The sequence below is a fragment of the Bacillus sp. Medicinal_06 genome (assembly GCF_056711665.1).
Map to the genome: position 1 here is coordinate 1 of NZ_JBWYHD010000009.1, position 19,457 is coordinate 19,457.

General features: G+C 39.3%; 20 protein-coding genes. 2 read left to right on the plus strand and 18 right to left on the minus strand.

All coding sequences use genetic code 11. The features are described 5' to 3' along the window. Positions 1 to 222: 222 nt before the first annotated feature. Positions 223 to 348: a hypothetical protein gene (locus AC1M36_RS20355; protein ID WP_336451548.1), complete on the plus strand. Its 126-nt coding sequence runs from the start codon at positions 223 to 225 to the stop codon at positions 346 to 348. On the opposite strand, the gene AC1M36_RS20360 is transcribed toward AC1M36_RS20355, so the two are convergent. The 14 genes from AC1M36_RS20360 to spo0F all read right to left on the minus strand — a co-directional run bounded on the left by AC1M36_RS20360 (position 326) and on the right by spo0F (position 13,933). Further along, positions 326 to 874 carry a manganese efflux pump MntP gene (locus AC1M36_RS20360; protein ID WP_336451547.1) on the minus strand — a complete coding sequence of 183 codons (549 nt, stop codon included), beginning with the start codon at positions 872 to 874 and terminating at the stop codon, positions 326 to 328. The two genes, AC1M36_RS20355 and AC1M36_RS20360, sit on opposite strands and share 23 nt — an antisense overlap. A 185-nt stretch (positions 875 to 1,059) precedes the next feature. Beyond that, positions 1,060 to 2,103: an L-threonylcarbamoyladenylate synthase gene (locus AC1M36_RS20365; protein ID WP_479846134.1), complete on the minus strand. Its 1,044-nt coding sequence runs from the start codon at positions 2,101 to 2,103 to the stop codon at positions 1,060 to 1,062. A gap of 108 nt (positions 2,104 to 2,211) precedes the next feature. After that, on the minus strand, positions 2,212 to 2,670 hold the full coding sequence (locus tag AC1M36_RS20370) for a mechanosensitive ion channel protein (RefSeq protein ID WP_336451545.1): 459 nt from the start codon (positions 2,668 to 2,670) through the stop codon (positions 2,212 to 2,214). 50 nt (positions 2,671 to 2,720) lie between these two features. Next, a complete protein-coding gene (gene spoIIR / locus AC1M36_RS20375) occupies positions 2,721 to 3,590 on the minus strand; it encodes a stage II sporulation protein R (RefSeq protein ID WP_336451544.1) in 870 nt (289 codons plus the stop codon). Between the two features lie 395 nt (positions 3,591 to 3,985). After that, the gene (gene prmC, locus AC1M36_RS20380; protein WP_336451543.1) at positions 3,986 to 4,837 is read right to left on the minus strand and encodes a peptide chain release factor N(5)-glutamine methyltransferase; all 852 of its coding nucleotides are present in this window, start codon (positions 4,835 to 4,837) and stop codon (positions 3,986 to 3,988) included. Then, on the minus strand, positions 4,837 to 5,904 hold the full coding sequence (prfA, locus tag AC1M36_RS20385; protein WP_336451707.1) for a peptide chain release factor 1: 1,068 nt from the start codon (positions 5,902 to 5,904) through the stop codon (positions 4,837 to 4,839). Before prfA ends, prmC begins: the two co-directional genes overlap by 1 nt. Before the next feature lie 516 nt (positions 5,905 to 6,420). Further along, positions 6,421 to 7,005, minus strand: a complete 585-nt coding sequence (locus AC1M36_RS20390) for a thymidine kinase (RefSeq protein ID WP_336451542.1) — start codon at positions 7,003 to 7,005, stop codon at positions 6,421 to 6,423. Between the two features lie 108 nt (positions 7,006 to 7,113). After that, positions 7,114 to 7,359, minus strand: coding sequence for a type B 50S ribosomal protein L31 (locus tag AC1M36_RS20395; protein ID WP_000643436.1), 246 nt, complete (start codon positions 7,357 to 7,359; stop codon positions 7,114 to 7,116). Between the two features lie 96 nt (positions 7,360 to 7,455). Beyond that, on the minus strand, positions 7,456 to 7,680 hold the full coding sequence (locus AC1M36_RS20400) for a hypothetical protein (protein WP_336451541.1): 225 nt from the start codon (positions 7,678 to 7,680) through the stop codon (positions 7,456 to 7,458). A gap of 178 nt (positions 7,681 to 7,858) precedes the next feature. Beyond that, the gene (rho, locus tag AC1M36_RS20405) at positions 7,859 to 9,130 is read right to left on the minus strand and encodes a transcription termination factor Rho (RefSeq protein WP_017153573.1); all 1,272 of its coding nucleotides are present in this window, start codon (positions 9,128 to 9,130) and stop codon (positions 7,859 to 7,861) included. A 516-nt stretch (positions 9,131 to 9,646) separates the two neighbouring features. Next, positions 9,647 to 10,612 carry a class II fructose-bisphosphatase gene (glpX, locus tag AC1M36_RS20410; RefSeq protein ID WP_026591839.1) on the minus strand — a complete coding sequence of 322 codons (966 nt, stop codon included), beginning with the start codon at positions 10,610 to 10,612 and terminating at the stop codon, positions 9,647 to 9,649. Between the two features lie 155 nt (positions 10,613 to 10,767). Beyond that, on the minus strand, positions 10,768 to 12,057 hold the full coding sequence (murA, locus tag AC1M36_RS20415; protein ID WP_336451539.1) for a UDP-N-acetylglucosamine 1-carboxyvinyltransferase: 1,290 nt from the start codon (positions 12,055 to 12,057) through the stop codon (positions 10,768 to 10,770). A 438-nt stretch (positions 12,058 to 12,495) separates the two neighbouring features. Continuing rightward, positions 12,496 to 13,353: a class II fructose-bisphosphate aldolase gene (locus AC1M36_RS20420; RefSeq protein ID WP_243525283.1), complete on the minus strand. Its 858-nt coding sequence runs from the start codon at positions 13,351 to 13,353 to the stop codon at positions 12,496 to 12,498. 211 nt (positions 13,354 to 13,564) lie between these two features. Further along, positions 13,565 to 13,933 carry a sporulation initiation phosphotransferase Spo0F gene (spo0F, locus tag AC1M36_RS20425; protein ID WP_016112701.1) on the minus strand — a complete coding sequence of 123 codons (369 nt, stop codon included), beginning with the start codon at positions 13,931 to 13,933 and terminating at the stop codon, positions 13,565 to 13,567. Positions 13,934 to 14,139: 206 nt separating this feature from the next. Here spo0F and AC1M36_RS20430 point away from each other — a divergent pair, with 206 nt between their 5' ends. Then, positions 14,140 to 14,667, plus strand: coding sequence for a DUF2529 domain-containing protein (locus AC1M36_RS20430; protein WP_336451538.1), 528 nt, complete (start codon positions 14,140 to 14,142; stop codon positions 14,665 to 14,667). Between the two features lie 35 nt (positions 14,668 to 14,702). Here the strand turns inward: AC1M36_RS20430 and pyrG are convergent, their stop codons facing one another. The 4 genes from pyrG to acdA all read right to left on the minus strand — a co-directional run bounded on the left by pyrG (position 14,703) and on the right by acdA (position 19,434). Beyond that, the gene (gene pyrG, locus AC1M36_RS20435; protein WP_336451537.1) at positions 14,703 to 16,310 is read right to left on the minus strand and encodes a CTP synthase; all 1,608 of its coding nucleotides are present in this window, start codon (positions 16,308 to 16,310) and stop codon (positions 14,703 to 14,705) included. 257 nt (positions 16,311 to 16,567) lie between these two features. Next, a complete protein-coding gene (gene rpoE, locus AC1M36_RS20440) occupies positions 16,568 to 17,086 on the minus strand; it encodes a DNA-directed RNA polymerase subunit delta (protein WP_336451536.1) in 519 nt (172 codons plus the stop codon). Between the two features lie 515 nt (positions 17,087 to 17,601). Then, positions 17,602 to 18,231: a TetR/AcrR family transcriptional regulator gene (locus tag AC1M36_RS20445; protein WP_336451535.1), complete on the minus strand. Its 630-nt coding sequence runs from the start codon at positions 18,229 to 18,231 to the stop codon at positions 17,602 to 17,604. Between the two features lie 63 nt (positions 18,232 to 18,294). Continuing rightward, positions 18,295 to 19,434 carry an acyl-CoA dehydrogenase AcdA gene (acdA, locus tag AC1M36_RS20450; RefSeq protein ID WP_479846135.1) on the minus strand — a complete coding sequence of 380 codons (1,140 nt, stop codon included), beginning with the start codon at positions 19,432 to 19,434 and terminating at the stop codon, positions 18,295 to 18,297. Positions 19,435 to 19,457 lie beyond the last annotated feature (23 nt).

Genomic DNA, 19,457 nt, shown 5'->3' on the forward strand with positions numbered 1-19,457 from the left:
TCCATCTGAATACGTATTGAATGTTGTACCTTTTTTAACCACGAAAAATCCCCTCCAAGTAATAGTGTAACATCCATGTATGTACATGGTCTTTTTACACTGTCTACTTAAAGGGGATAATACCACTTACGCATCATCACGCAAGCCGGTCTTTTTTGTCTCATAAAAAATCCCCCACCATTATAAGTAGGGGATTCATAGAAGAAGATAAAGGAGTCTAAAATGGTCATAGACCTCTCTCGCTATCATTGGTTATTGGTAACAAGTAACAGTGTGATTGGTTATTGGATGATTGGTTTTACCATTTTCTTATATGATAGCAAGATTACATTGGAAAAAGAAGGGTAAGTCCAAACCCAACAAGAATGATACCACCGAGCACTTCACCGTATGTACCGAGCAAACTTTTGGCATGTCTTCCAATTAGTAAGCCACCCCATGCTAGTATCATGCTAACCAACCCAAATAATAAAATCGTTACAATCATTTGCGCTCCATAAATTCCTAAGCTAAGCCCCACTGAAAAACTATCGATACTCACACCAAACGCAAATACCAATAAACTTATTCCTACAGGAGCAGATCTTGTCTCTTCCCCTTCTAAAATTGCAGCGTACACAATATAAAAACCTAATCCAATTAACAAAATAGCCCCAGCAACAGTCGCAATATGACCAAACTTCTCTGATAAAAAACGACCTAGTATCATACCAAGAAACGGCATAACAATATGAAACAGCCCTATTGTCATACCGATATAAAGGATTTGTCGCATTCTGAGCGTTACCATACCCATGCCGAGGCTTACAGAAAATGCATCCATCCCTAAGGCAAATGCCATTATAATTAAAGGTACTAGCTGTTCAACCGTCATTTTGTCCCTCCTCGGACGTGCTACTTCACAATATGCTCATCCGAGGAAAAATAGAATCTATGCAAGTCGTCTATATAAAGTGAAACTTTCTCTCCACATGGGGCCAAAAAAGGCACTGACCGCTTCTATGCATGGCTAGATGCTCTCTTCCACCCTAAAAAATAGGTTTTAATTTTTTAATCCGCCTACTCTTCAATAATAATATGATGTCCTGCCGCTTTCGTTAAACGGTTCATAATCGCATTTCCAATTCCTTCATTCGGAAATGACTCACTAAAAATTACATCTACCTCACTTGCATCAAACGTACGCAATACATCATATAATTTCGTCGCAATGCTCGCTAAATCACTTCTCACACCACAAGATAGCACAACATCCGCTTTATACACATGTTGATACTCTTCTGTTGTTAATACACCCACCGTATAGCCTTCTTCTTTCTTCTTATCCACAAGTTGCTGAATAAACTCACGAGACCCTTCCACAATACTAAGTGGTGCCTTCGGTGCATAATGCGTATATTTCATTCCTGGTGCCTTCGGTTTTTCTTTTTCATCTTTTAGTGCAGGATCCAAAGAAACGGTTCCGATTACTTCTTCTAATTGTTCCTTTGTAATACCACCTGGACGTAAAATCGTTGGCACTTCACTTGTACAATCTACTACTGTTGATTCAACACCAACACCCGTTGCACCGCCATCAACAATACCAGCAATTCTTCCATTCAGATCTTCATATACGTGAGAAGCTAACGTTGGACTTGGACGCCCAGAACGATTGGCACTTGGTGCTGCAACTGGTACATTCGCTGCTTCAATAAGAGCAAGCGCTACCGGATGATCCGGCATTCTCACTCCAACCGTATCTAATCCTGCTGTAACCTTCTCTGAAATCCCGTCTTTTTTAGGCAAAATAATCGTTAATGGCCCCGGCCAAAAATGCTTCATTAATACTTCTGCAACTGGCGTAATCTCTCTAACAATTTCCCCTAATTGCGATTTTGCACCAATGTGGACAATAAGTGGATTATCACTCGGTCTGCCTTTTGCTTCAAAAATTTTCGCAATCGCTTCATCATTCATCGCATTTGCCCCTAGTCCATACACCGTTTCAGTAGGAAAGGCAATCGCTTCATTTTCTCTTAATAATCTTGCTGCTTCTTGTAATTGTGGATAATCTTTTTTTATTTCCACAACATTATCCACAACCCACATATTTGTATGCATTTTTTCACACGCCCTTTTCTTCCATGAAATACTTGTCTGTTATTAGTTTACTATGACATTTATCCAAAAGACAAACAAGGTTTATCCACAAAATGTGGATAAACCTGATCAATCAGTGGATAACTTTGTTAATAGCTGACAATTTAGTATTATTACATTCTGCTGTTTTATATTTTCACAAAAATGTTCTAGTTGCTGAATATCATCTGGAACTTGATCTTTTTCCACAGCTGTAAAGTGAAAAAACTGAAATATTGCCACAGATTGTGGATGATTTGTGAGTAAATATACTTGCCAGATACTTTTTTCTTTCATATACTGCAAAAACATTTCAAAAAAATATAAGAAGGTCCCGTTATCCACAGCAGTTGTGAACAAACAAGAACGAATGAGTGCATTCTCCCCTTTTTGTTCATAACCAATCACAGCCTGGATTTCTCCGTTATCTTCCAAAATCATAAATTGTTTATATAACTCATTTATTTTATCATCTTTCTTATTAGCTTGTCCGAAAAAAGAATGTAATCTTTCAACATCACCTTTTGTAGCAAAATAAGTCTTTTTCATAGCAAATCCCTCCTCATTTCTATATATGAGGAGGGATTTAAAAGTAGTACTTATTTAGAAAATAACGATGAGAATGCTTCTACAATAAATAATTTCACTTCTGGTTTTTCCTCTTGTTCCTCTATTTCTACTGTTTCAATCTTTTGCTTCTTTTCCACAGGTTGTTCTGTTTTCTCCACAATTTGTTTTTCCTCTTGTTTTACACTTTTTTCTTGTACAATTTTTTCGTTCGTTTCTTTCACAGTAGTCTCTACTTTTGAAGCGCCCTCTTTTTTCGGTGACTCTTGTTCTGATTTTTGTTTCGATACAAATTCTTTATCTTGTTTTTTCGATACCTCTTCTTTTTCTTCCTCTGTTTCTACTGGCAGTTCTTCCTCATCAATTGATTCCGCTTTTACAACATGCTCTTCCTTTTTGACAGCTGATCCGCTAGAGAAATCTAAGAAACACATTGGCGGAAATAGCACGCACCACCAATTTGCTCCTTCCCCTTTCCCAATTGAAATAAGCACTGCTTCATATTCCCCTGCGGGATAAATAAAATTCCCATAGACCTTTGTAGGAAATTTAATGTTTTTACCAAATGTAACTTGAAACGATTCTTTACTTCCTTCTCGTTTTAATGTTTTCGCAACCGTTTTTTCGATTTCCGGGATGTGACTTTGAATGACACGACGTGCATCTTCAAACGATTTCAAATCTGCTACCCAACCATCGATTTGCGCCTTTACTTCATCGCGCACTTTACGCTTTAACGCTTGATCTTTATCTGAATCACTATTTGCTAAAATACGTAATCGAACAGCTTCTTTCGGAATCACTGCAGGCCCCTTTGCATCAGCTTTCATATATCCAAACTGCACAAGTAGCTGTGCACCAATTAATAATAAAAGAAAATAGGCAATCGCTTGTTTTTTCATATCTTTGCACCGTCCCTTCTGGTAAACAGTGTAGACACACTTGCCTTTTTCTAAACTATTAAATTCTAAATCTATAGAAAAAATTTAAAGCTTTCTTTTCGAATGGGAGAGAGCATCTAGCCATGTACAAATGCGGTCAGGGACTTTTTCACTCCATCGGATCCAACAGGCCCTTACCTTTTGTCATTATTTGTTGGTTGGTCGATATCCTTTGTCGAATCGCTGATATATTTGAATTTGCGCCGATATATTGTGAGAAATGGTCGATATATTCGAATTTGCGCCGATAAAATTTTATTTACTATTTTCCCACTACCTAAACCGCAGCATTTCTCCCTGTATTTTTGTAACATATCCTTTCTCAATGACCTCAAAAAAAGGAGTAAGGTTCTCCCTTACTCCATCTCCGCAAAGACCATACGATCTTTTCCGTTAATATCAAAAACAACTTCTACACGAGCATATGGAAATGTTTGCTGCAATAATCCTTTCACATCTTCCCCTTGCCCTATACCTACTTCAAAAGCAACAATCGCTTTGCTTTGCAAGACGTTTGGCAATTCTTCCATAAAGCGGCGATAAAAATCAAGTCCATCTTCCCCGCCAACAAGGGCACGCTTTGGCTCATGCTCTTTTACAACCGGAGAAAGCCCCCTCCAGTCTTCTTCTGGAATATAAGGTGGATTTGAGACAACAACATCTAACTTTTGTCCCGTTTCATAAAATGGTGACAATAAATCGCCATGATAGAACGTTACATTCGCACCTAGTGCATTCGCATTTTCTTTCGCAACTTCAATCGATTCTTGCGCAATATCTACTGTATATACATGAAGATTTTGATTTTCTAAAGCAAGTGTAATTGAAATGGCTCCACTTCCTGTGCCAATATCAGCTACATGAAGTTCCTGCTTCCCAAACATACGCTGGATTCTATCTAGCACACCTACGATAAGTTCTTCTGTTTCTGGCCTTGGTATTAACACTTCTTCATTTACAAAAAAAGAACGACCATAAAACATTTCATATCCAATCATATATTGAACAGGAATCCCATCAACGTGTTTGTGGATAAATTCCGTAAAAAACTTCTCTTGTTCCTCAGATATGTCTTCACGCATGTTCATCATTAAACCTGTTCGGTTCGTCTTTAATACATGACAAAGGACGATTTCTCCCGCATTTTCATCTCGTCCATTTTCCTGTAAAAAAGAAGAAGCCCATTTCAGGGCTTCATAGACACGCATTACTCAGCTGCCTCCATCTTTTGCGCTTGATCTTCCATCACTAAGGCGTTGATGAAATCATCTAACTTACCTTGTAAGATTTGATCTAGCTTTTGAATCGTTAAACCGATTCGATGGTCTGTAACACGGTTTTGCGGGAAGTTATACGTACGAATACGCTCTGAACGGTCTCCCGTACCAACAGCTTGCTTACGGTTTTGATCATACTCAGCCTGAGCTTCTTGCCTAAACTTATCATAAACACGCGCACGTAATACTTTCATTGCTTTTTCTTTGTTCTTAATTTGCGACTTTTCATCCTGACAAGATACAACTACACCAGTCGGTAAATGCGTTAAACGTACCGCTGACATCGTTGTATTAACACTTTGTCCACCAGGACCACTAGAAGCAAATGTATCCACACGAACATCTTTTTCATGAATATCGATTTCCACTTCTTCTGCTTCTGGTAATACAGCTACAGTTGCTGTAGAAGTATGGATACGTCCCCCAGACTCTGTTTCCGGAACACGTTGCACACGGTGTGCACCATTTTCAAATTTCAATTTTGCGAAAGCACCTTTACCGTTAATCATAAAGATAATCTCTTTATATCCACCTAATTCTGTATAGCTTGCTTCGATAATTTCAGTTTTCCAACCTTGCACCTCAGCATAACGGCTATACATGCGGTATAAATCACCAGCAAATAAAGCAGCTTCATCGCCACCAGCTGCACCACGTACCTCCACGATAACGTTTTTATCATCGTTTGGGTCTTTTGGAACAAGTAAAATTTTCAGACGCTCTGATAATTCCTTCTCTTGTCCTTCTAGTTCAGAAACTTCTTCCTTTACCATTTCACGCATGTCAGCATCTAACTTATCTTCTAACATTGCCTTTGCATCTCGTAATTGCTCACGAACATCTTTATACTCACGGTAAACCTCTACCGTTTCTTGTATATCAGATTGTTCTTTTGAATATTCACGAAGCTTATTCGAATCACTAATAACCTCTGGATCACTTAACAATTCGTTTAACTTCTCATAACGATCTTCTACAGCTTGCAAACGATCTAACACATCATTCACCTCAACATCCTAGTATCTAATACAAATAGTATATGGCACTTAATCAAAAAAACGCAAATTATATTTAAAAGCGGAGCCGACTGTTTAGGCCCGGTGACTAAGGTTCTTCCCCACAGAAGGTGTTTTTTACCTTCTCGTGGGGAAGGTTCTTAGACGCAAGGGCCTAGGAGGCGCAGCTAGATATATTTAAAAGCGCAAGCGGCTCGCTCAGAATGGGAGGGGGATGGAGCTTCTGACGTTGAGGCGCTTTTTGCCTCGCAGGAAGAAGCGAAGCCACCGACCATTCTTGCCGCTGGAGCTAGATATCACTTAAAAGCGTATGCGGCTCGTTCAGCTCTGACCAGCTAAGGTTCTCTCACACAAAAGGTGCTCTTTGCCTTTTGTGCGGAAGGTTCTTAGATGCGAAGAGCTTGCCGCCGGAACTAGATATCATTTAAAAGCGGAGCCAACTCGCCCCCACTCTTCATCTATTTTCGAAAAAAACCCGCTCTATGTAGCGAGTTTTACTTATCGTTGTTTTGTAGGTACAGCATGACAATGACGACAACGTGGTTCATATGACTCTGAAGCTCCAACTAAAATAATTGGATCATCAAAAGAAGCTGGTTCATCATCAATTAAACGCTGTGTACGACTTGCTGGAGATCCGCATACAGAACAAACTGCTTGCAGCTTCGTTACATACTCGGCAATCGCCATCAGCTGAGGAACTTGTCCAAATGGTAGACCACGGAAATCTTGGTCTAAACCGGCTACAATGACACGATAGCCACGATTTGCCAATATTTGCACCACTTCCACAATGTCCCCATCAAAGAATTGCACCTCATCAATTGCAATAACGTCCATTTCCTCTGTTATATGATTAAATATATCTTTTGAAGCTGAAACAGGAACTGCTTTTACCTTTAATCCATTATGTGATACAACATCTTCTTCACTATAACGGTTATCAATACATGGTTTAAATACAATTGCATTTTGCTTTGCAAATTGTGTACGGCGTATGCGGCGGATGAGCTCTTCTGATTTTCCAGAAAACATACTCCCGCAAATCACTTCAATCCAACCGTTTTGATTTATTAAGTACATTGAGCTCTCCTTTCATCTACTTTTTTTATCCAAAGTAGGCAAAGGTTTAATATTTTCGCAAAAAAAACAGACAAGCGAATAGATACACTTGCCTGTTTTATGTTTTTATTACTTAAGACCGTATTTCTTGTTGAAGCGGTCAACACGTCCGTCTGCAGTAGCAAACTTCTGACGTCCAGTGTAGAATGGGTGAGAATCAGAACTGATCTCAACTTTTAGTAATGGATAAGTGTTTCCATCTTCCCACTCAACCGTTTCGCTAGATCCTTTAGTAGATCCGCTTAAGAATTTGAAGCCTGTGTTTGTGTCCATGAATACAACTTTCTTGTAATCCGGATGAATTCCTGCTTTCATTCTTTTCATCTCCTTCCGCCCTGAATCATTTTCGAAACAGAGTTTTTCATCTTTAGCTGCAATCACAACTATATTGATGAAACACATATGATGAAATTATAACAAGGCTAACTTCATTTTGCAACTACCTGTTTTTAGCATTGTTAAAATAAAAGTGGAAGCAGCTCGCTCAAAATGGGAGGGGGATGGAGCTTCTGACGTTGAGACGCTTTTTGCCTCGCAGGAAGACGCGAAGTCACCGACAATTCTTGCCGCTGGAACTGGATATCCTAAAAGCGCAGGTGGCTCGTTCAGCTCTGACCAGCTAAGGTTCTTTCGCACACAAGGCGCTCTTTGCCTTTTGGGCGGAAGGTTCTTAGATGCGAAGAGCTTGCCACTGGAGCTGGATATCTCTAAAAGCGCAGGTGGCTCGTTCAGCTCTGATCGGCTAAGGTTCTCTCCCAAAAAGGCATGAAAAAACTCGCTTAGCATAAAAATAAGCGAGTCTCACCGTTTCCCTTTACTTCGTTGTTACATATCTCTTGGAATCTGCAACAATGTTTTGTAAAAATTCTTCATTTGTTTTCGTTTGACGAAGTTTACGTAAGAAACTTTCAACAAAGTCCGGTGTATCACGCATTGTTTTACGAATACCCCATAGCTTGTCTAAATGTTCTTTTGGAATTAATAGATCTTCTTTACGCGTACCAGAACGGCGAATATCAATCGCTGGGAAGATACGACGCTCAGCTAACGAGCGATCTAAATGAAGCTCCATATTTCCTGTTCCTTTAAATTCTTCGTAAATGACATCGTCCATACGAGACCCTGTATCAACAAGTGCCGTCGCTAAAATTGTTAAGCTACCGCCCTCTTCGATATTACGAGCTGCCCCAAAGAATCGTTTTGGTCTATGGAATGCTGCTGGATCAATACCACCTGACAATGTACGTCCACTTGGTGGAATAACAAGGTTGTAAGCACGTGCTAAACGGGTAATACTATCCATTAAAATGATAACGTCTTTTTTATGTTCTACAAGACGCATCGCACGTTCTAATACAAGCTCAGCTACTTTAATATGATTTTCTGGTACTTCATCGAAAGTAGAACTTACAACATCACCTTTAACAGAACGTTCGATATCCGTTACTTCCTCTGGACGTTCGTCGATTAAAAGTACGATTAATTCTGCTTCTGGATGGTTCGTTGTGATACTATGAGCAATTTCTTTTAATAGTATCGTTTTACCAGCCTTTGGAGGCGCAACAATTAAACCACGTTGTCCAAATCCAACTGGTGCAATTAAATCCATGATGCGTGTTGACAGCTTCTTTGGCTCCGTCTCCAATTTCATTTGACGATTTGGATACAACGGTGTTAATGCGGGAAAATGCACACGTTCTTTTGCAGATTCTGGGTCATCCCCATTTACCGCTTCAACCTGTAGCAATCCAAAGTAGCGTTCGTTTTCTTTCGGCGGGCGTACTTTACCAGAAACCTTATCTCCATTACGCAAATCAAAACGACGAATTTGCGAAGCTGAAATATAAATATCTTCTGAGCTTGGAGAATAGTTGATTGGACGTAGGAAACCGAAACCTTCTGATTGAATAATTTCGAGTACACCTTCCATAAAGAAGAAACCTTCTTTTTCTGCACGAGCTTTTAATATAGCAAAAATTAACTCTTTCTTTGTTAATTTGCTGTAATACGAAATCTTAAATTCTTTCGCAAGCTCATATAACTCTTTTAATTTCATGTTTTCTAATGCTGCAATTGACAAATTCATTCAGACACCACACTTTAACATTATTCTCTTTTCACATGGGTAAAGGGAAAATATACGGAAGGCAAATACATAATAATGAAAGGCAATAAGTTCAAGTAGGGTAATATTCACTATTGTAACCCTTTTGTCTAGTTTTAATCAATACGTTGTAACACAAATACAAGAAGCGAAGACAAGAAAAGTTGTCTCCGCTTTTATATTGCTTCCGTTTTTCTCTGTTTATAGCATTTGGATAATGGCTAGATTAGAGCTGAACGAGCCATTTCCGCCTTTTATTTATCCAGCCCCAGCAGCTAGAATGGTTGGTGGCTTCACGTCTTCCTACGAGGCAAAATGCGCCTCTACGTCAGAAGCTCCATCCCCCTCCCATTCTAATCGAGCTGCTTCCGCTTTTATTTAATCCAGCTCCGGCGGCTAGCTCTTCATGTCTAAGAACCTCCCACACTAAAGGCAAAAAGCACCTTTTGTGTGAGAGAACCTTAGCCAGTCAGAGCTGAACGAGCCGCCTCCGCTTTTTTATTTAATAACCAAATTCGGTTTTTTGTTTAAGCTGTGACGTCCGTCAACGAAACGAACTGTTCCTGATTTTGCACGCATAACAAGGGATTCTGTTGTACCGACGCTTCCTTTAAATTGAACGCCACGTAGTAATTCTCCATCTGTTACACCTGTTGCTGCAAAGATTGCATCGTCACCTTTTACTAAGTCTTCCATACGAAGAATACGATTGGTATCTTCAATACCCATCTTTTTGCAACGCGCTAATTCTGCTTCATTTTGAGGAAGGAGCTTCCCGTGAATTTCTCCACCTAAACATTTTAATGCAACTGCTGCAAGAACGCCTTCAGGTGCGCCACCAGAACCGAATAAAATATCAACACCTGTACGATCAAATGCTGTATTAATCGCTCCAGCTACATCGCCATCATTAATTAATTTAATACGAGCACCAGCTTTACGAATTTCTTCAATAATTGCTTGGTGACGTGGACGGTTTAGAACTGTTGCCACAACATCTTCAATATCCTTATTTTTTGCTTTTGCAACAGCGCGTAAGTTATCAATAATAGGTGCGTCAATATCAACTGCACCAACCGCTTCTGGTCCAACCGCAATTTTATCCATGTACATGTCAGGAGCATGTAACAAATTACCATGATCCGCAATCGCAATAACAGCAAGTGCATTCCAGCCTCCAGCTGCTACGATATTTGTTCCCTCTAACGGATCAACTGCAACATCAACACGTGGGCCGTATCCTGTACCTAATTTTTCTCCGATGTATAGCATTGGCGCTTCATCCATTTCTCCTTCGCCAATTACAACTGTACCTTTCATCGGAATTGTATCGAACACATCGCGCATTGCTGATGTTGCTGCACCGTCTGCTTCATCCTTTTTACCGCGTCCCATCCAACGTGCTGATGATAATGCTGCAGCCTCTGTTACACGTACTAACTCCATAGATAAACTTCTTTCCACAATAATCCCTCTCCTTTAAGTCTTAATATTTATGCCGTATGTTGTGAACTGTTTCTTTCTATGAAAACTTCCGTCAGTAGCGATTCTTCGTCCCCCATTAACGGAAGCATCACCACTTTATTCGCATGTTTTACCAACTAGTAAAACATACAATATTATGCATTTTTCATTTCTTCAATCTCTTGCTGCGTCATTTGTTCTCGCCAAATATTTGCACCAAGACCTTTAAGCTTGTCTACTATATTCTCGTAGCCTCGATCAATATGTTCGAGCCCTGTTACTTCTGTAATTCCTTCAGCCATTAATCCCGCAATTACAAGAGCTGCACCCGCTCGTAAATCGCTCGCTTTTACCTTTGCTCCCTGAAGTGAGACAGGTCCTGTCACAATCGCAGAACGACCTTCTACCTTAATTTGTGCATTCATCCGGCGCAATTCATCAATATGTTTAAACCGAGCACCATAAATCGTATCCGTTACAACGCCTGTTCCATGAGCCTTCGTTAAAAGGGTTGTAAAAGGTTGCTGCAGGTCTGTCGGGAAACCTGGGTACACAAGCGTCTTTATATCAACTGTCTTTAACTTACGATTCCCATTTACTGTAATTTGATCATCATTCGTCTCAACTTGTACACCAGCTTCACGTAACTTTGCAGTGACTGACTCTAAATGTTGCGGGATTACATTATCAACTGTTACTTCTCCACCAGACGCTGCACCTAAAATCATGTACGTACCCGCTTCAATTCGGTCTGGAATAATAGAATGGTGACATCCATGAAGGGAATCCACCCCATCAATACGAATCACATCTGTACCAGCACCTTTAATTCGCGCTCCCATACTTGTTAATAATGTCGCTACATCAATAATTTCTGGTTCTTTCGCAGCATTTTCAATCACTGTTCTACCTTTTGCACGCACAGCTGCTAGCATAATATTAATTGTTGCTCCTACACTAACAACATCTAAATAAATACGAGCTCCTCGTAATTCATCTGCTCTTAAATAGATTGCACCTTGCTCATTTGTGACATGTGCACCTAACGCTTCAAAACCTTTGATATGCTGATCGATTGGTCTTGGTCCTAAGTGACATCCACCAGGAAGCCCAATTACAGCTTTTTTAAAACGACCAAGCATAGCGCCCATCAAGTAATAAGAAGCACGTAGTTTTTTTACTTTCCCATTTGGCAAGGGCATAGCAACCATTTTGGAAGGATCAACTGTCATCTCTTCCTCCTGACCATACGCTACACTCCCTCCAATTTCCTCTAGTAGGTCTCCTAACATCTTCACATCTGAAATATTAGGTACACCACCGATGGTCACTGGAGTATCAGCTAAAATGGTCGCTGGAATTAAAGCAACAGCACTATTCTTCGCACCGCTCACGCGAATTGATCCGTTTAAAGGTCGTCCACCTTCAATCAGCAACTTTTCCATGTTGAGCTCCCTTCTTGTGAATGTATTTACTTTCAGTTTCCCTTTTAATAAAAAACAGAAAGCCTTTCCTTAAGAATCTCATTCGTTCAGCAAACTATCAACCAACATATTGTATTCTCTCTTCTCTGGTCTAAACTTAACAAGCAGTAAGGCCCCACCTAAAAATAGCTATCTATACCTTAAGTGAGCAGATGAAGACTAACTGCTTGTCAAGATTTGTTCATCGATTACTCTAGATACGTTATTACATTTATTAATAGGACTATGCACATTATGTTCCATTTTTATATTGAAAAGGAGTAGAAAACTCCCTTCATACATAGGTAATACGAGGAAATGTAGAAATTTAATTAATCTTAAGATATGTTCACGCTTTCATTATACAACGAAAGGAAACCGTCTAAAAGAGTAGACGGTTTCCAAAACGGAATTTTATTCTTACGCTTTACCGTTAGAACCGAATTCACGAATTTTACCAATAACAGTTGCTTTGATAGCTTCGCGGCCAGGTCCGATAAATTTACGAGGATCGTAAACTTCTTGGTCTTTGTTTAATACTTCACGAACAGCTTTTGTAAACTCGATTTGGTTCTCAGTGTTTACGTTGATTTTTGAAGTACCTAAAGAAATAGCTTTTACGATATCAGCAGTTGGGATACCAGTACCACCGTGAAGTACTAAAGGTACACCAGTGAAGTCACGAACTTGTTCCATTTCTTTAAATCCTAAGTTAGGCTCACCTTTGTAAGGACCGTGTACAGAACCTAAAGCTGGAGCTAGGCAATCGATACCTGTTGCTTCAACAAGGTGTTTACACTCTTCAGGATCAGCGTAGATAACGCCTTCAGCGATTACATCGTCTTCTTGTCCGCCAACTGTACCAAGCTCAGCTTCTACAGATACGTTACGAGCGTGTGCGTATTCTACTACTTTTTTAGTAGTTTCTACGTTTTCTTCGAATGGGTGGTGAGAAGCGTCGATCATTACAGATGTGAAACCTGCATCGATTGCTTCTTTACATTTTTCGAAGCTTGAACCATGGTCAAGGTGAATCGCTACAGGAACAGTGATGTTCATTTCTTCGATTAAAGCTTTAACCATAGCTACAACTGTTTTGAAACCAGTCATATGACGAGCTGCACCCTCAGATACACCTAGAATTACAGGAGATTTTTCTTCTTCCGCAGCAGCTAAGATAGCTTGAGTCCACTCTAAGTTGTTCATGTTGAATTGACCAACTGCGTATTTTCCTTCTAGTGCTTTGTTTAGCATTTCTTTCATGGAAACTAAAGGCATGGTGAATCCTCCTAAAAAACGTTTTTTGTATCCGATAAGTTCTTATCGCTGGTAGTATGACCAGAATAAGGTAAAACATGTATATTTACATACCGGACTTTTTTCTACACTCAATAGGATAACAACTTGTACTCAAAAACTCAACTGTATTCACCTGCTCATCAGTCCATGTAAACGCTTTTTTCCATATTTTTTATAAAAAATTCATTTTTTAAGCCTCTACAGTAATTTCATTTCGTACTGCTTGACGAATTTCATCAATATCAAACGGCTTCGCAAAATGCATTAAAGCTCCTAAATCCTTTGCTTCTTGAATCATATCAAGCTCCCCATAAGCAGTCATTAAAATCACTTTAATATCTTCATTAATTTCTTTTACATGTTTTAAAATCTCTATACCATCCATACCTGGAATTTTCATATCTAAGATAACTAAATCTGGATTATCCTTTTTCACGATATCTAAAGCTTGAAATCCATTTGCTGCTTGGAACGTTTGATAACCTTCTTTTTGGAACACTTCATGCAACAACACACGAATGCCATATTGATCATCAACGATTAAAATTTTCCCTTCCATAATCCCCAACCTTTCTGTAGTAAATACAAGATTAAAAGCTTCTTATATCTATATCGATTTTACTTTCGCTACTCTTTACCAAATTCCTTCCTGTTCTTTCTTATTTTACCTCCTACCATTTTGTTGTGCCACCCCTATTACTTCGACTTTCTGAAAAAATAGGCTATAATGAAAGCCGCCCTAACATATTCGAAAGGAGCAATATGATGTTAAAAATTTTTTCCACTCAGCTAAGCGGCTATTTCACAAGAATTTCTCAAAAAGAAGAGATGAACATAGAAGATAGCGCCCGTCTACTTGCCCAAGCGTTAGTTGGTGATGGCATCGTTTATTTACACGGTACACAAGAAATGGAAGGCGTGGTTTCAGAAGCATTGCACGGTGCAGAGCCTCTAAAACAAGCAAAGCGCTTAATAGAAAATGGTAACCAAGCAGAGGTTACATCCGCAGACCGCGTACTTCTTATCAGTCGTTTTTCAACAGATGAAAATATCATTTCATTGGCGAAAGGGCTGCAAGAAGAAGGGCACTCCATTGTTGGTATTTCGGCTATCCAAAATGGCGAAGTCTCACTAGAGCAATTCACAGATGTACATATTGATACAAAATTGCTAAAAGGTTTAATCCCCGATGATGAAGGAAACCGTTATGGGTTCCCAAGTTTAATCTTATCTCTATTTGCTTATCATGGAATAAAATTTACAATCGATGAAATGATAGACGAATATGAGTAAAGGAAAAAGGCGTCCAAATTTGGACGCCTTTTGTATTACTTGCTTTCTTTATTCGTAATAGAAGCTTTTACGAAATCATGGAACAACGGTTGTGGACGGTTTGGACGAGATACAAGTTCTGGGTGGAACTGTGCTGCCACGAACCAAGGATGATTTTGTAATTCAATGATTTCTACTAAACGGCCGTCTGGGCTTGTACCAGAGAAGATAAATCCAGCGCCTTCCATGTCTTTACGGAATTCGTTGTTGAACTCATAACGATGACGATGACGCTCGTATACAACTGGTTCGTTATACGCATTGTAAGCATTTGTTTCTGGAGTAAGCTTACATGGGTATAGACCAAGACGAAGTGTACCACCTAAGTCTTCTACATCTTTTTGTTCTGGTAATAGATCGATAATTGGGTAAGGTGTGTCAGGATTAATTTCAGAAGAGTTAGCACCTTCTAATCCTAGTACGTTACGTGCAAATTCGATTGATGCAAGCTGCATACCTAAGCAAATTCCTAAGAATGGAACTTTATTTTCACGCGCGTATTGAATTGCAGCGATTTTTCCTTCTACACCGCGATCGCCGAAGCCACCTGGTACAAGGATACCGTCTGTGTCGCCAACTAATTCTTTTACATTTTCTGCTGTTACGTGCTCAGCGTTTACCCATTTTACTTCTACATCTGTATCGAATGAGTAACCTGCATGACGAAGTGCTTCTACAACAGAGATGTATGCATCTTGAAGCTCTACATATTTACCAACAAGAGCAATTTTTGTTTTCTTAGAAAGATTACGTACTTTTTCAACTAATGCAGTCCACTCTGTCATATCTGCAGCTGGGTTGTCTAGTTTTAAGTGATCGCAAACGATTTGGTCCATATTTTGCTCTTGAAGAGATAATGGAACTGCATATAATGTATCTGCATCGCGCGCTTCAATAACTGCTTTTGTATCAATGTCACAGAATAATGCAAGCTTGTCTTTCATATCTTGAGAAACAGGCATTTCTGTACGAACAACGATAATATTTGGCTGAATACCTAAGCTACGAAGTTCTTTCACGCTATGTTGCGTTGGTTTTGTTTTCATTTCACCCGCTGCTTTTAAGTACGGGATTAATGTACAATGAATGTACATTACGTTGTCACGGCCAATATCGCTCTTAATTTGGCGAATTGCTTCTAGGAATGGTAGAGACTCAATGTCACCAACAGTTCCTCCGATTTCTGTAATAACAACGTCCGCATTTGTTTCGCGGCCCGAACGATATACACGCTCTTTAATTTCATTTGTAATGTGAGGAATAACTTGAACTGTTCCTCCTAAATATTCACCACGACGCTCTTTTTGAAGAACAGAAGAGTAAATTTTACCTGTTGTTACGTTGCTGTATTTGTTTAAGTTGATGTCAATGAAACGCTCATAGTGACCAAGGTCTAAGTCTGTTTCTGCACCATCATCTGTTACGAATACCTCACCGTGTTGGTATGGGCTCATTGTCCCTGGGTCTACGTTAATGTATGGGTCAAACTTTTGAATTGTTACGTTTAAACCACGATTTTTTAAAAGTCTTCCAAGAGATGCTGCTGTAATCCCTTTTCCTAAAGAAGATACTACACCGCCTGTTACGAAAATATACTTAGTCATGAAAGTACTCCCTTCTACTTTGTTGTTATATAATCATCGTTGCAAAACGCAACGTATGTAGATAACACCATATCTATCTTATTGTTAGACTCTTTTTATTTTCTAAACAAAAAACAAAAAAGAAAATTGCTCCCCTCATCACAAAAAGTAATAAGTAGGGAGCAATTTTCTTTTATATTTACACTTTAAAAGTATTATCGTCCTGTTTTAAAGAGCCCAAAAATGATTCTACATGGACGATAATGAAAAGTCAAGAACTACAGTTCTTCCTCTTCTTCTGTTTCATCATACTCGAGTTCTTCTTCAGCGAATTCATCATCATCTTCATCATCTAAATCATCAAGATCTTCGTCTTCATCGAGAACCTCGTCTAAATCTTCTACATCATCATCGTTGTCTTCTTCAGTATCATCGTCAAAGTCTTCTTCGTCTTCTTCAATGTAGTCATCAAAGTCTTCATCCTCTTCAACTTTACGCTTTTTCTTAGCCTTTGGTTGAGGTAAGATTTCTTCATCAATTTGCTCGTATGGGTACCAGCTACGAAGCCCCCAACGGTTTTCTCCTAAATTGATGAAACGTCCATCGATATTTAAATCTGTATAAAATTGTGCGATCTTCGCAGCAACTTGCTCTTGAGATAGTCCCAGCACTTGAGCGATTTCTTGAACTAAATCCTGGAATGACGTTGCTTGTCTTTTATCCTCTAAAACACTATGTACAACTTCAATCATGGAAAATTCTTGTAGCTCTTCTGGTGAATATTGCTTAAAATCCACTTATGCGGCACTTCCTTTCTTAAAATATAATCCTATATATAACGGCCTGTTTAAAAAAATCCATACTATTCATTATAAACAAAACTCCAACAAATATGCTACAAAAAAAACGGGAAACTTTTATGAGGAATTGATAAAAGTGATTATAGACTATTATTTACGAGATTAACTTGTAGGGACTATATAAATCAAGGCTATGAATACAAATACGGACTTTCTCTCATTTTCTCCTTCTAGTTTCACTCGGCATGGGGACAAAAAAGGCACCGACCGCTTCTATACATGGCCGGATGCTCTCTTCCATCTAAAAAAGTTTCTATTAGTTTTTCAATTTGTATTCCTATATGTTAGATCTCCAGCATATAATTCGCGGCTATGAATGCAAAAACAGACTTCCTCTCATCTTCTCCTTCTGGTTTTACTCGGCATGGGCTCAAAAAGGCACCGACCGCTTCTATACATGGCCGGATGCTCTCTTCCATCTAAAAAAGTGCTTTTTGTATTTATATAGCTTTTTATTTCGAAATCATGTGCGCTCCATTCAATACATATCTAATCTGCATCTCTGTATATTCCTCTAATGTATAAAGCTTTTGCAATGCCCAGCGTCTAAATCCCCACATTTGTCCTTGGATGAAAATATTATGAGCCAGCAGTTGTATTTCCTTTTTCGTTAATGTAAATACACCATTTTTCGTGCACTGTTCTAAAATGTTTTCAAACATCCCCACCATTTGAAACTCTTTTTCTAGTACATACGGCAAAGACTCTTTCGGTAAAAAGCGCACTTCTTGATACATAATTAATACTTCCTCTTGCAACTCATCCATTACTTTAAAATAATTCGTAATAGCTATCCTTAAACTTTGGACGCTTCCTTTTTCTGTGTAGACGACTTCTTCTAATCGTTCTTTTACATGTTCATAAATACTATCACAAACTAAATACAACACGTCATCTTTCGTACGGATATATTCGTAAAGTGTCCCAATACTAAATCCAGCCGCTTTTGCAATTTCCCTAGTTGTTGTACGCGGAAATCCCTTTTGCTTAAAAAGCTGTACAGCTCCTTTAATCATTTGCTCACGTCTTAGTGCAACTAGTTTCTCATCTTTCACAGACGCATGCACATTATGCTTAACCATCCCCTTCACCTCTCTCTACTATTTGGAAGGAAAAAGCGTAGGAAAGTCCCTACGCTTTTTCTCTTATTTCGTTAACATGCGAGAAATTACAAGTCTTTGAATCTCTTGTGTTCCCTCATAAATTTGCGTAATCTTTGCATCACGCATGAATCGTTCTACCGGGTAATCTTTCGTATAACCGTAACCACCAAATACTTGCACCGCTTCCGTCGTTACTTTCATTGCTGTATCGCCAGCAAATACTTTCGACATCGCTGATTCTTTCCCATATGGAAGTCCTTCTGATTCTAACCAAGCAGCTTGATATGTTAATAGGCGTGCAGCCTCTACATTTGTTGCCATATCCGCTAATTTAAAACCAATTCCTTGCTGCGCGGCAATCGGCTTCCCAAACTGATGGCGTTCTCTCGCATACTCCACTGAAGCATCTAAAGCTCCTTGTGAAATACCAACAGCTTGCGCCGCAATGCCATTACGTCCACCATCTAATGTTTGCATGGCAATTTTGAATCCTTGTCCTTCTTCACCAAGTAAATTCTCAGCTGGGATGCGACAATCTTCAAACATGATTTCTGTTGTTGGAGAAGAGCGAATCCCAAGCTTGCTCTCTTTCTTACCAACTGAAAATCCTGGTGTATCACTTTCTACGATAAATGCACTTGTGCCGCGCTGCTTCGATTCTGGATCCGTCAATGCAAAGACAACATAAATATCCGCTATACCACCGTTTGTAATGAAAATTTTGGAACCATTTAAAATGTAATGATCTCCATCACGCTTTGCCGTCGTTTTCATTCCGCCCGCATCTGAACCAGATCCTGGCTCTGTTAAGCCGTATGCACCGATTTTCTTTCCTTCTGCCATCGGACGTAAAAACTTTTGTTTTTGCTCTTCTGTTCCAAATTTAAAAATAGGCCAGCCAGCAAGTGAAGTATGAGCAGATAACGTAACGCCCGTAGAAGCGCAAACACGGGATAATTCTTCTACAGCAATCACATACGCTAAGTAATCGCTTCCAATCCCACCGTATTCTTCAGGCCACGGGATTCCTGTTAAACCAAGGTCTGCCATTTGATCAAATAAAGCGCGGTCAAATCGTTCTTCTTCATCGCGCTCCGCAGCTGTTGGCGCCACTTCATTTCTCGCAAAATCTCGAACCATTTTTCTTATCATTTCATGTTCTTCTGATAATTTAAAATGCATGTTTCTTCCTCCCCGCTCTCGTC